At 61.6% G+C, this 11,668-nt stretch carries 14 protein-coding genes and 1 pseudogene; 6 read left to right on the forward strand and 9 right to left on the reverse strand.

What is annotated here, in order from left to right; all coding sequences use genetic code 11:
• Window positions 1–111 precede the first annotated feature (111 nt).
• The gene (locus tag V7M64_RS13580) at window positions 112–576 is read right to left on the reverse strand and encodes an accessory factor UbiK family protein (protein WP_333679756.1); all 465 of its coding nucleotides are present in this window, start codon (window positions 574–576) and stop codon (window positions 112–114) included.
• On the opposite strand from V7M64_RS13580, the gene glnK reads away from it, so the two are divergent.
• On the forward strand, window positions 554–892 hold the full coding sequence (glnK, locus tag V7M64_RS13585) for a P-II family nitrogen regulator (RefSeq protein WP_333679757.1): 339 nt from the start codon (window positions 554–556) through the stop codon (window positions 890–892). The two genes, V7M64_RS13580 and glnK, sit on opposite strands and share 23 nt — an antisense overlap.
• On the opposite strand, the gene V7M64_RS13590 is transcribed toward glnK, so the two are convergent.
• Window positions 893–1,438, reverse strand: a complete 546-nt coding sequence (locus V7M64_RS13590; protein ID WP_333679758.1) for a DUF1453 domain-containing protein — start codon at window positions 1,436–1,438, stop codon at window positions 893–895.
• A gap of 94 nt (window positions 1,439–1,532) precedes the next feature.
• Window positions 1,533–2,276 carry a 2,3-diphosphoglycerate-dependent phosphoglycerate mutase gene (gpmA, locus tag V7M64_RS13595; protein WP_333679759.1) on the reverse strand — a complete coding sequence of 248 codons (744 nt, stop codon included), beginning with the start codon at window positions 2,274–2,276 and terminating at the stop codon, window positions 1,533–1,535.
• Window positions 2,277–2,420: 144 nt separating this feature from the next.
• Here gpmA and V7M64_RS13600 point away from each other — a divergent pair, with 144 nt between their 5' ends.
• Window positions 2,421–3,062 carry a hypothetical protein gene (locus tag V7M64_RS13600; RefSeq protein ID WP_333679760.1) on the forward strand — a complete coding sequence of 214 codons (642 nt, stop codon included), beginning with the start codon at window positions 2,421–2,423 and terminating at the stop codon, window positions 3,060–3,062.
• A gap of 3 nt (window positions 3,063–3,065) precedes the next feature.
• Here V7M64_RS13600 and hemF read toward each other — a convergent pair whose 3' ends face one another.
• Entirely contained in the window at window positions 3,066–3,971 is a 906-nt protein-coding gene (hemF, locus tag V7M64_RS13605; RefSeq protein WP_333679761.1) for an oxygen-dependent coproporphyrinogen oxidase, read from the reverse strand.
• Between the two features lie 143 nt (window positions 3,972–4,114).
• Here hemF and V7M64_RS13610 point away from each other — a divergent pair, with 143 nt between their 5' ends.
• Genes V7M64_RS13610 through V7M64_RS13620 form a run of 3 tightly spaced genes read left to right on the forward strand, consistent with a single transcriptional unit; the run spans window position 4,115 to window position 6,866 of the window.
• Window positions 4,115–5,320 carry a beta-ketoacyl-[acyl-carrier-protein] synthase family protein gene (locus V7M64_RS13610; protein ID WP_333679762.1) on the forward strand — a complete coding sequence of 402 codons (1,206 nt, stop codon included), beginning with the start codon at window positions 4,115–4,117 and terminating at the stop codon, window positions 5,318–5,320.
• 17 nt (window positions 5,321–5,337) lie between these two features.
• Complete coding sequence (locus V7M64_RS13615) at window positions 5,338–6,105, forward strand: beta-ketoacyl synthase chain length factor (protein WP_333679763.1); 768 nt, start codon at window positions 5,338–5,340, stop codon at window positions 6,103–6,105.
• The gene (locus V7M64_RS13620) at window positions 6,102–6,866 is read left to right on the forward strand and encodes a glycosyltransferase family 2 protein (RefSeq protein WP_333679765.1); all 765 of its coding nucleotides are present in this window, start codon (window positions 6,102–6,104) and stop codon (window positions 6,864–6,866) included. The genes V7M64_RS13615 and V7M64_RS13620 overlap by 4 nt, the downstream gene beginning before the upstream one ends.
• 27 nt (window positions 6,867–6,893) lie before the next feature.
• Here V7M64_RS13620 and V7M64_RS13625 read toward each other — a convergent pair whose 3' ends face one another.
• Together V7M64_RS13625 and V7M64_RS13630 are read right to left on the reverse strand one after the other, a co-directional pair.
• Window positions 6,894–7,838 carry an acyltransferase gene (locus tag V7M64_RS13625; RefSeq protein ID WP_333679766.1) on the reverse strand — a complete coding sequence of 315 codons (945 nt, stop codon included), beginning with the start codon at window positions 7,836–7,838 and terminating at the stop codon, window positions 6,894–6,896.
• Between the two features lie 251 nt (window positions 7,839–8,089).
• Window positions 8,090–8,359 (reverse strand): phosphopantetheine-binding protein, encoded by a 270-nt coding sequence (locus V7M64_RS13630; RefSeq protein WP_333679767.1) that lies wholly within the window; start codon window positions 8,357–8,359, stop codon window positions 8,090–8,092.
• 100 nt (window positions 8,360–8,459) lie between these two features.
• Here V7M64_RS13630 and V7M64_RS13635 point away from each other — a divergent pair, with 100 nt between their 5' ends.
• Window positions 8,460–9,446 (forward strand): pteridine-dependent deoxygenase, encoded by a 987-nt coding sequence (locus V7M64_RS13635; protein WP_333679769.1) that lies wholly within the window; start codon window positions 8,460–8,462, stop codon window positions 9,444–9,446.
• Between the two features lie 24 nt (window positions 9,447–9,470).
• Here V7M64_RS13635 and glmU read toward each other — a convergent pair whose 3' ends face one another.
• The 3 genes and pseudogenes from glmU to V7M64_RS13650 all read right to left on the reverse strand — a co-directional run.
• The gene (gene glmU / locus V7M64_RS13640; RefSeq protein WP_333679770.1) at window positions 9,471–10,841 is read right to left on the reverse strand and encodes a bifunctional UDP-N-acetylglucosamine diphosphorylase/glucosamine-1-phosphate N-acetyltransferase GlmU; all 1,371 of its coding nucleotides are present in this window, start codon (window positions 10,839–10,841) and stop codon (window positions 9,471–9,473) included.
• A 138-nt stretch (window positions 10,842–10,979) separates the two neighbouring features.
• Window positions 10,980–11,402 carry a F0F1 ATP synthase subunit epsilon gene (locus V7M64_RS13645; protein WP_333679771.1) on the reverse strand — a complete coding sequence of 141 codons (423 nt, stop codon included), beginning with the start codon at window positions 11,400–11,402 and terminating at the stop codon, window positions 10,980–10,982.
• An 89-nt stretch (window positions 11,403–11,491) separates the two neighbouring features.
• A pseudogene (locus tag V7M64_RS13650) lies at window positions 11,492–11,668 on the reverse strand (F0F1 ATP synthase subunit beta); the annotation flags it as partial.

Genomic DNA, 11,668 nt, shown 5'->3' on the forward strand with positions numbered 1-11,668 from the left:
CTGGTTGATCGGTCCATCGAGCGACTCCGTGGAACCTCGGCGGAATGAAAAACGGCCGCCCCCGATTCCTTGGGGTGATGGTGACGAATCGGGGACGGCTACCGGAACTGATCAGGCTCCGCGAGATGACATGGTGGCCTCCAACTCCGCCACGCGCTTTTCGAGCTCCTCGACCCTGGCGCGCGTACGCGCCAATACCTGGGTCTGAACATCGAATTCCTCACGGGTAACCAGCTCGAGATGGCGCAGTCCCTGCGCCAGGATATCGTGAAAATTGGCGCGCAAATCCTTGTGCGCGTCTACCATCCCTGGCGGAACCAACGAGACAAGTCGTAGGGCAATTTGGTCGATATCCTGCCTCCCCATCATGGTAGGCACCTCGAACTCGTCGGGAGGCAGTGTATGAAGAAGGTGAAAAGCGGCGCCATCGGTGTGCTCCATCAAAACGTGTAGGCATTTTCCTACAAGGCGGTACGGGCTGCCTTCTGGGGGCAGAATCGCTATGCTCCGCACCGCGTAACCGGGCCTGTCGGCCCTGCCGAGGAAAAAATCCATGAAATTGGTTGTGGCTGTCATCAAGCCGTTCAAGCTGGACGATGTCCGTGAAGCGCTCGCCGAGGCCGGCGTACAAGGGATAACCGTGACCGAGGTCAAGGGCTTCGGCCGCCAGAAGGGCCACACCGAACTTTACCGCGGGGCCGAGTACGTGGTCGATTTCCTACCCAAGATCAAGCTGGAAGTGGCGGTGGACGATGACCAGCTCGAGCGCGTGGTGGAGGCCATCTCTCAGTCGGCCCGCACCGGCAAGATCGGCGATGGCAAGATCTTTGTCAGCAACCTCGAACAGGTGATCCGCATCCGCACCGGCGAGCTGGACCACGACGCCCTGTAATCAGGCCGTCTCGCGCAATTCCGGTCGGCTGCGCATGATCCGCTGGTGATGGATCAGCAGCCCTGCGTAATAACAAACGTAATACCCCACGACCAGGCCGAGGGTGAGCATGGTCAGCGGACTCTGTCCGATGTCGGGCCCGTGGAGGGGAGGTGTAGCGCCAGTTGGATCGCGCATCTGCGGAGCCAACATGGCGAAGCGCCATACCAGTCGCGCCAACAGCAACGCGGTGACAATCGCACCGATATAGGGATTAGGAACGTAGCGGCCGCCTTTCACCGGGTGCACCTCAAAACGACTGAGGCGAAGCCCAATCAAGCCAAGTGCGGCACCAGCCACCACACCACCGGCCAATCCGCCCAGCAATCGGATGTCATGCATGGCGGCGAAGCTGATGAGTCCCGCAAGGGCCGCCAAGATGACGATGCGCGCAACCATCCGCCTGCGCTGGATCGGCTGCGGGCCGAACTGCCTGCGCGCTCGCCGCCACACGGCGAATACGATCACCGGTAGCAAGACCAGTGGCGTGCTGAAATGAGGTGTCATGGTGTCCGCCCGCACGAGAAGTCACGCGCAGATTAGCAGCGCCCTTCATGACAGGCGATTGACACCCGTCATGTGCTTTTGCCGGTGACGGGCCTTACTTGGCCTTGCCCTGGTTCGCCACCGCGGCCAGCTTGGCGGCGATCGCATCGGCGTCGCCCAGGTAGTAGTGGCGCAGCGGCTTGAGCTCTTCGTCGAACTCGTACACCAGCGGCACGCCGTTGGGGATGTTCAATTCGACGATGTCGTCGTCGGAGATGTTGTCCAGATATTTGACCAGCGCGCGGATCGAGTTGCCGTGGGCGACCAGCAATACGCGTTGACCATTGCGGATGGCGGGCGCCAGTACTTCATTCCAATATGGCATGACGCGCGCGACGGTGTCCTTCAGGCACTCGGTATCTGGAATCAGCTTGGGATCGAGGCCGGCATAACGCGGGTCTTTCAAGGCGGGATTTTCCGCGCGCGGCAGCGGCGGCGGCGGGATATCGTAGCTGCGGCGCCATACCTTGACCTGGTCCTCGCCATATTTCGCAGCTGTTTCCGCCTTGTTGAGCCCGGTAAGACCGCCATAGTGGCGCTCGTTGAGGCGCCAGTCGGTAAGCACCGGAATCCACATCAGGTCCATGGCGTCCTGCACGTGCCACAGCGTGCGCACGGCGCGCTTCAGCACGGAGGTGTGCGCCACGTCGAAATGGTAGCCAGCCTGCACCAGCAATTCGCCCGACTCCCGTGCCTCGGCGGCGCCTTGCTCGGTAATGTCCACGTCTGCCCAGCCGCTGAAGCGGTTTTCAAGGTTCCATTGGGACTGGCCGTGGCGGATCAGAACGAGCTTGTGCATGGCTTGGATTCAAATGAGGCGAGACAAGTACGGAATGGTGAAGGCCATGCGTAGCCACGTCAATTGCTGGCTGTGCCGGAAGTCACGGTAAACCTTCGGCCGAAGACGCGCATCCTACCCTCGTCCCACTTGAGGAGTTTGATCATGCGCTTTATCACCCTGGCTCTGGCCTTGGCTCTGCCTTTGACCGTGGCGGCCCAGGACATCAGCAAGGTCAATGGCACCGTTTCCGTTGACGCCGGCGGCCACGCCGGAAATCTCAGCACGGTGAACGGCTCGGTGCGCGTTGGCGACCATGCGTCGATCCAGGAAGGCAGCACCGTAAACGGCGCGATCGAGCTGGGCGACGGTGCGCAAGCCAGCGAACTGCACACCGTCAATGGCGCCATTGCCCTTGGCCAAGGCGCTCAAGTGCGCGGAAAACTGCACAGCACCAATGGCGCCATCTCCCTGGAGCCGAGCTCGGAAGTGACTGGTGACGTCGCCAACGTCAATGGCGCGATCGAGCTCAGGCACGCGCACGTTGGCGGCAATATCGAAACCACCGGCGGGAACATCCTGGTCGGTGCGGCTTCGCAAGTGGACGGTGGCATCACCGTCAACGAGCAACACGGCTGGAACAACTTCAATCGGCCGCCGCACGTCGTCATCGGTCCGCATGCCATCGTACGCGGCACGCTGGATTTCCATCGCGAGGTGGTGCTGCAGGTCAGCGACAGCGCGCAAATCGGTCCGGTAAAAGGCGCCACGGCCATGCGCTTCAGCGGCGCGCAGCCGATGAACTAAGCCTTATATCCACTCGCGCGGCTTGAGGTATTCCGCAAGCCGCGCTTCGGCCGAGTCTTCTTCCGGCTGGTAGGCGTATTCAAAGCGCACGCGTGGCGGCAAGCTCATCAAGATGGATTCGGTGCGACCGCCAGATTGCAAGCCGAACAAGGTACCGCGATCGTAGACGAGATTGAATTCCACGTAGCGGCCGCGCCGATACAGCTGGAACTCACGCTCGCGTTCACCATACGGCGTGTTCTTGCGTCGATCGACGATCGGCAAATAGGCATCCAGAAAGCCCTGCCCTACGGCTTGCATAAAGGCAAAGCTGCGCTCGAAGCCTCCGTCGCTGAGATCGTCGTAGAACAAACCGCCCACACCGCGCGTTTCGGCGCGGTGCTTCAGGTAGAAATAGTCATCGCACCATTTCTTGTAGCGCGGGTAGACATCCGCACCGAACGGCGCACATACATCACGTGCGACGGTGTGCCAATGCCGCACATCTTCGTCGAAGGGATAGAACGGCGTGAGGTCGAAACCGCCGCCGAACCACCACACCGGCTCCATGCCCTCCTTTTGCGCCTCGAAGTAGCGCACGTTGGCATGCGTCGTCGGCACATAGGGGTTGCGCGGATGCAATACCAGCGACACGCCGGTGGCGATAAATCCGCCGCCCGACAGCTCAGGGCGATGCGCTGTCGCACTAGGCGGGAGCTTGTCTCCGTGAACCAGCGAGAAGTTCACGCCGGCCTGCTCGAACAAGGCGCCCTCGCGCAACACGCGGGTGCGGCCACCGCCGCCGCCCGGCCGCGTCCATGCATCCTCCATAAAGCGGGCGTTGCCGTCGAGCTGTTCAACGGCCTTGCAGATACGGTCCTGCAACTCGCGTAGAAAGTGCTCGACGCGTTCGACTTGCTCGCTTTTCATCCACCCATCCGGCTGTGCTGGTCAGGATCGCAAGCTTAGCAAGAGCCCGTTCGCAAGGAACTGAGCTGAATCAATGAATGCCAGCTGCGATGATCCAAACAAGCATCTAGGCAAACCCCAGCTCCCGTGGCTAGGCTCGCGCCATGCGCATGACAACCCTCCCGCTTGCCGTCTCGGCCTATACCGCCACCTCTGCGCTCGGGCGTGGCCTGGATGCCCATCGTGACGCCCTTGATGCGCAGCGTAGCGGCTTGCGCGTGAATGACTTCAGCAGTGCGCCACTGCCGTGCTGGATCGGGCGCGTCGACGGCGTGGAAGACGTCACGCTGCCATCCGCCTACGCCACGTGGGATTGCCGCAACAATCGTCTAGCCTGGTTGGGCCTGAATCAAGACGATTTTCCGGCCAAGGCGCATGCCGCGCGGGAACGTTATGGCGCAGCACGCGTGGCGCTCTTGCTGGGCACATCGACCGCAAGCATCGGCGCCACCGAAGAAGGTTATCGGCGTCTAGAAGAAGAGCGATTACCCGCAGACCTGCATCGCACAAGCATTCACACCCCTCATTCGCTTACCGCCTTCGTCGCCGCTGCGCTGGATATCAAAGGACCCTGCCTGACCATTTCCACCGCGTGCTCCTCCAGCGCAAAAGTGTTTGCCAGTGCGGAGCGGCTGATCCGCCTGGGGCTGGTCGATGCGGCGATCGTGGGCGGCGTCGATACGCTCTGCGACAGCACCTTGTTCGGGTTCAATGCGCTGGAACTTGTCTCTCCCGATCCCTGCCGCCCCTTCGATGCCGCCAGGCGCGGCATTTCGATCGGCGAAGCGGCCGGTTTCGCCTTGCTCGAACGCATCGGATCGCAAACCGCTGCACCACTGCGGTTATTGGGCTGCGGCGAATCGAGCGATGCCCATCATATGTCCACGCCTGATCCATCCGGCCTCGGTGCGGAGCTTGCCTTGCGCGATATGTTCGATCGTGCAGGGCTTGATGTTTCAAACGTGGATTACGTCAACTTGCACGGTACGGCAAGCCAGAAAAACGATGCCATGGAAGCCGGACTGGTATCGCGCATGTTCCCGCCAGGCACACGCGTCAGCTCCACCAAGCACTTGACCGGCCATACCCTGGGCGCTGCAGGCATCGTGGAGGCCGTCATCACGCTGCTGGCACTACGCGATGGTCTCGTGCCAGGCAACGCCGGCGTGCGTGAAGCCGATCCTGCATGCTCAGCACATTTTGCGTGGCGCAACGAAGCCCGTTCTTTACGCATCGCTCTCAGCCATTCATTCGGTTTCGGCGGCAGCAATGCCTGCCTTGCTTTTGCAAACGCGGGCCACGGGGCATGAATAGTCTGCAGGTTCACGTGCAAGGCATCGGTTTGTGGTCACCACAACTTGCAGGCTTTGATGCCTTTCGCCGCCAGCTTGCCGGTGAAACATCGAGCACCACTCAGGCACGCCCGAGCGCACTGGCGTTGTCACCGAATGAGCGTCGGCGTGCGCCGGAAAGTGTGCTGGTCGCCATTGAGGCCGCGTCCCAGGCAGTCGCGGCAAGCGGGCGCACGACCGACAATCTCGCTTGCATCTTTGCCTCGGCCTACGGCGACCAGGCTACGACGGATTACATGTGCCGTGTATTGGCGCGCGTACCCACTGAACTTTCACCCACCCGCTTTCACAATTCCGTCCATAACGCGTCGGCTGGCTACTGGACGATTGCTACCGGTTGCCGAGCACCTTCCAGCGCCGTGTGCGCAGGAAACGCAAGCTTCGGCGCCGGCTTGCTTGAGGCGGTGGTACTTGCCTGCGCCGACAACCGGCCGGTGCTGCTGGTCTGCAGTGACACCGCCGGTACCGGACCGCTTGGCGAGTTGATCGGATGCACCCGCGTCTTCGGTTGTGCGCTGGTGCTGTCACCTGGCACGACGACAGGTCTAGGACTGCGTCTTTCCACAATGACATTACCTGCCCATCCGTCATCGATGACTGCCGAGTGCCGAGCATGGATGCAAGACAACCCTACCGCAGAAAGCTTGCCGCTGCTGGCCATGCTCGCAACTGGTCAAGGCGATTGCCGGTTGGTTGCCTCGAAGCATCTTGGACTGCATGTACAAATGGAGACGAACGCGTGAACGGTACATTGCGCTGGTGCGTGTTGATTCCTTGCTTGAACGAGGAAAAGGCGATCGGCGCCATCGTGAAATCCACCTTGAAACTTGGCGTACCGGTGATCGTGATCGACGATGGCTCCGACGATCGCACACCGGAGATCGTGCGGGCATTGCCCGTGACGTTGCTGCGCCATGACCATCGCCTGGGCAAGGGCGAAGCCTTGCGTACGGGCTTTCGTGAAGCGCTGCGGCAAGGGTTTGACGCGGTGGTGACGATGGACGGCGATGGCCAGCATCTGGCCGAGGACATCCCACGCCTGGTCGACGTCGGCAAACGTTTTCCCGACCACATCGTCATTGGCGCGCGACTGTTGCAGCGCGAACAGCAGCCGAAGGGGCGCCGGCGAGCGAACGCGCTTGCGGACTGGGGCATTTCATGGGCTTGCGCGCAGCCGATTGCCGACACCCAGAGCGGACAGCGCTGGTATCCACGTAGCGCCCTGGATCTGGTTGAGCTGGACGCTCAAAATTTCGTGTTCGAAGCGGCCGTTCTTATTGCGGCGTCACGCGATAAAGGACTGGGCATCGTGTCGGTACCGATCGCATCCCGCTACGAAGGATCGTTCCGTCTCAGTCACTTCAGCCCAGTTCGCGATGTCATGCGGATCGCCATCTACACCTTCCGGCAGGTATTTCGCCACGGACAGGTCTGGACAAGCTACTCCCGTTCGAGGGCAGCGCCGCTGATCGTCGACGATACGTATTCACGCCGCATTGCTTAGTGCCGGCAAAGATGTGCTTGGCGGCTGTCATGCCTGATGCAGCGCACGCGCAGCCACCGATTGCTTCGGCACCACATCCTGCTGCCAGAAGTCGTAGAAGTTGAACCAGTTATAGGGTTCCAGCCGGGCGTAGTATTCCAAGCGCCGCGCATAACGCTGAAGGATCCCATCGAGCGCCTGATGGCGGGATTCACGCGGGATGTACACCTGCTCCGCGAACAGTTCAAAGCTGAGCGTGTAACGGCGACCACCGCGATAGAGGCCAAAGCACAGTATGACTGGCACCTGCAGCGTACTGGCCAGTAACCATGGACCAATCGGAAACGGCGCCGGAGCCCCGAGAAAATCCACGCGCCGCAAGGTTTCCCGGGCACGGCCACGATCGGCCAGCAGAGCCACCATGCCGCCCGTGCGACAGGTCTCGGCCACGGCCAACGTCATTGCCGCGCCGCCTTGCGAAACATCGATGACCGCCGCGCCGACGCCAGGAGCCAAGGCTTCCAGCAATTCGGTGATGGCCGGGGTCTTTTGTTTGTCCAGCAAGACCCGCAACGGTACTTCCGGACAACGCGCTGCCAGCGTGCGCAGCACCTCGAAACTGCCCTGGTGCGAACCGACCAGCAGAACGCCTTGCCCTTGCGCGATGTAGTGCTGAAGCTGCTCAAGCCCATTCACCTCGATGTCGAAATCGCGTTCGCCGTGCGCAAGCAGGTAGATGCGATCGAGCATGGTCGTGGCGAAATAGTGAATGTGCTTGAATACCTGCCGGAAGCTTGCGGTGCAGCCGAACAACCGTGTCAAGTATTCGCGAGAGGCGCGTCGCTCGGCGCCGCGGCGCAGGAAGTAATACGCGCTGATGAAGTAGAGAAGCCGGCGCATGAAGCCGTAACCAAGCCGCAGGGACGCGGTCACGAGTACGCCAAGCCAGAATCGATTGCCGCCCTCGCGCTGATGTTGCCAGTGACCGCTCATGTCACACCTTCCGTCGCGCCACGTGCCAACACTTGGTCTTCACGGGGCACTTCAAACCGCTCTTGTCCGGAGCGCTCCAGCATGATCACAGCCACCAGCGGCCGCCCCGGAAGACAGGAACGTGCTGGCGGAATACAACGCCCCGCTCGATAGCTGGCTTGGTTGGAAGGGTGCAGGTCCACGTGTGCAACGCCGGCGAAAAGACCGTGCTGATAATGCCCGTTTGAGGTGCCAGCCGGCTTAACCGAACTTCAAGCTGTACGCTCGCGTTCAATATGTTCGGAAAGCGCGCGCAGGCTGCTGAAGATGCGCTGGTTATCCGGATGGTCCGAGCGCAGTTGCATGCCATAGCGTTTGGAAACCGCCAAGGCGATCTCCAGGGCATCGATGGAATCCAGCCCCATATCACCACCCAAAAGCGGCGCTTCGGGATCGATCGCAGCAGGGTCGACTGCTTCTAGATTGAGCGCGTCCACGATCAGCATGGCCAGTTCGTGTTCGGCAGCGGTCTGCGTGGACATGCTTGGTTTCAAGGCTCCGGATGCATGACCAGCCCCAGGAAGCGGGGTGGCCGGCCAGTGTAACATAGGGGTCTTTCGTCCTCGGTTGCTGCTTCCAAGCATGGTTCAGGCAAGCGAAAACCTGCAGGCCACACTGGACCTGCCGCGCACTCCGCGCGTGACCTATCGCATGACCCCCTCGCCCTTGGCCGAGGCCGAGACCTTGGCCGTGTTCGGCTTCGGTGCGGGCACGCCCGACCACGACGACCCGCGCTGGCTGCGCGTTCCGCTGGAGTGTTTCGACGCGCCTGCGCCTGTCGAGGTGTGGCAAGTCGATGGCACGGTCATCTGCGGTCGTCAGCACAACGTACGCTGGTCGGCCGGTGGCGGCTGGCTGTTCGCGTCGATCGAGCTGGATGAGCGCGTGGCAGGCGGCATCGAAGGCGCTGCCCGCCAAGCGTATGCCGAGTTACGCCAGTTCATGCGCACACGCGATGAGCGCTACGTATTGCGTATCTGGAATTACGTCGCCGACATCAACATCGGCGATGGCGATACGGAGCGCTACAAGCAATTCTGCGATGGACGTGCCGCAGGCTGCGGCGATTTCTTCGCGGATGGATTTCCAGCCGCCACGGCGATTGGCCATCATCATCGCGAGCCGATCCTGCAAATTTATTTGCTCGCCTGCATGGACGTCGGCACGGCGGTGGAAAATCCACGCCAGGTAAGCGCTTGGCGTTATCCACGCCAGTACGGGCGCACGTCACCGGGTTTTGCGCGCGGCATGCTGATGCCCGCGCGGGATGCGCTGGCGATTTCCGGCACCGCAGCCGTGGTGGGCCACGCCTCGGCGCATGCAGGCAATCCGGAAGCACAGCTCGAAGAGACCTTGCTCAACCTGGAATCCTTGCTCGCCACGGCGGACATGCCGGCGGGCTTCGATACGCACTCGCCATTGAAGGCGTACGTGCGTCACGCCACCGACGCCGGACGCGTCGGCGAGATGATCCGACGTCGCCTGCCTGGCGTACCGGTTCTGCTACTGCACGGCGATGTGTGCCGTCGCGAATTATTGGTGGAGATCGACGGCTGGCGTTTCAAATAACCCACCGCCACCCGGCTCTATTGCTTATTTTCGTTTTTCAGGGCGTTTCCAGCCGGGCAATGTCGTTTGCCGGCCGCGCGCCACGGTGAGTTCGCCGGCGGGCGCATCCTTGGTAATGATCGAGCCTGCACCGATGGTGGCTTGCGCACCGATCGTCACCGGCGCAACGAGCGCGCTGTTGGACCCGATGAAGGCACCGTCTTCGATCGTGGTGACGAACTTGTTTGCGCCATCGTAGTTGCAGGTGATGGTGCCCGCGCCGACATTTACATGGCTGCCAATGATGGTGTCACCGAGATAGGTGAGGTGATTGGCTTTGCTGCCCTCGCCGATGCGCGTCTTTTTGGCTTCGACGAAGTTGCCGATATGCACACCCGCAGCAAGCTCGGTACCCGGCCGCAGGCGCGCGAACGGGCCAATCAAGCAAGGTCCATGCGTTATGACGCCTTCGATATCGCAATGCGCATGCACCACGGTGCCCGCTGCCAGCTGGACGTTCTTCAAGCGGGAATAGGGCCCGATGCGCACATCTTCGCCGAGCTGCACGTCACCTTCCAGAATCACGTCGATATCGATTTCCACATCGCGTGCTGCCGTAACGTTGCCGCGCACATCTACACGGCGAGGATCAGCCACGCGCACGCCTTCTGCCATCAGCGCCTGCACGGCGCGCAGCCGGTAAGCGTCTTCCAGCTCGCTGAGCTGCCATGGGTTGTTGGCCCCGGCAGCCTCCACCGCATCGTCGCATTCGATGCACTGCGCTGCGCGATTTTCCTCCGCGGCCATCTGGAAGATATCGGTGAGGTAGTACTCCCCTTGTGCATTGTTGCGGCCAAGTTTGGCGATCCATTGCTTTAGCAATGCAGCGTCGCCGGCAACGATACCGGTGTTGATCAGATTGATCGCTCGTTGCGCTTCGTCGGCATCTTTTTCTTCGATCACCGCGCGTACCAAACCGTTGTCATCACGTACTACGCGGCCGTAACCATGTGGATTGGCCAGGCGCGTTGCGAGCATGGACAGGCTGTTTTCGGATTGCACGAGACGTTGCAACGTTCCGGCGCGCGTCAGTGGTACGTCGCCATAGAGCACAAGCACACGCGCCGCGTCAGGCACATTGCCGAGAGCCTGCCCAACCGCGTGGCCGGTGCCGAGTTGCTCAGTCTGCAACGCCCACTGCAGGTCCGGCTGGCCATCAAAGGCGGCCAAGACCTGTTCGCCATTGAAGCCGTAAACGACATGAATGGCCTCCGGGCACAAGACCCGCGCAGTCTCCAATACATGCGCCAGCAGCGGTCGTCCCGCCAACGGCATCAGCACCTTCGCTTTCTTCGACTTCATGCGCTTGCCTTCGCCGGCGGCGAGGACGATGACGTGCAAGGAGGACTGGCTCATAGAAGGATCGCTGAGTGGGTCACGATGGGCGCTAAGGATACCTGCTCATCCAGGCGCACTTTGGGGTGTCAGGCTGTAAAAGAAATGTGCAAACAAAAACGCCGGCACAAGGCCGGCGTTTTTCAAGGATCAGCGCGCTCAGTGTTTCAGGTTCTTGCGCAGGCGTTCCAGTGCCTGCAGCTGAGCCAGCGCCTGGGTGAGCTTGGCCTGTGCTTCGGCCACGTCGACGGTGCCCGAGCGGTTGGCCAGCGCATCCTCCGCCTCCTGCTTGGCGCGCTTGGCAGCGGCTTCGTCCAGGTCTGCAGCGCGGGCCGCGGTGTCGGCCAGCACCGTCACCACCTGCGGCTGCACTTCCAGAATCCCACCGGAAACATAGAACTGCTGGCGCTCGCCGCCTTCCAGTACCACGTCGATGTGGCCGGGCTTCAAGCGTGTGATCAGCGGGGCGTGCCGGGGCGTGATGCCCAACTCGCCCAATTCGCCGGTGGCAACCACCATCACCGCCTCGCCGTGAAAGATCTCCGCTTCGGCACTGACGATGTCGCAACGAATGGTGCTCATAACTCTCTCGCTTCGCCCGATGGAACGGGCGGAAAGGATTTATCGGCTTCGCCGGAGCCTGCCCAGGCAAGCTCCGGCAGAGGCCTGGATCAGGCGGCCTTCTTGGCGCCCATGTCCTCGGCCTTCTTGATGGCCTCGTCGATGCCGCCGACCATGTAGAACGCCTGTTCGGGGATATGGTCCACCTCGCCTTCCACGATCATCTTGAAGCCGCGGATGGTTTCCTTCAGCGTCACGTACTTGCCGGGGGCGCCGGTGAACACTTC

The sequence above is a fragment of the Dyella sp. genome, assembly GCF_036746095.1.
Taxonomy (GTDB): Bacteria; Pseudomonadota; Gammaproteobacteria; order Xanthomonadales; family Rhodanobacteraceae; genus Dyella_B.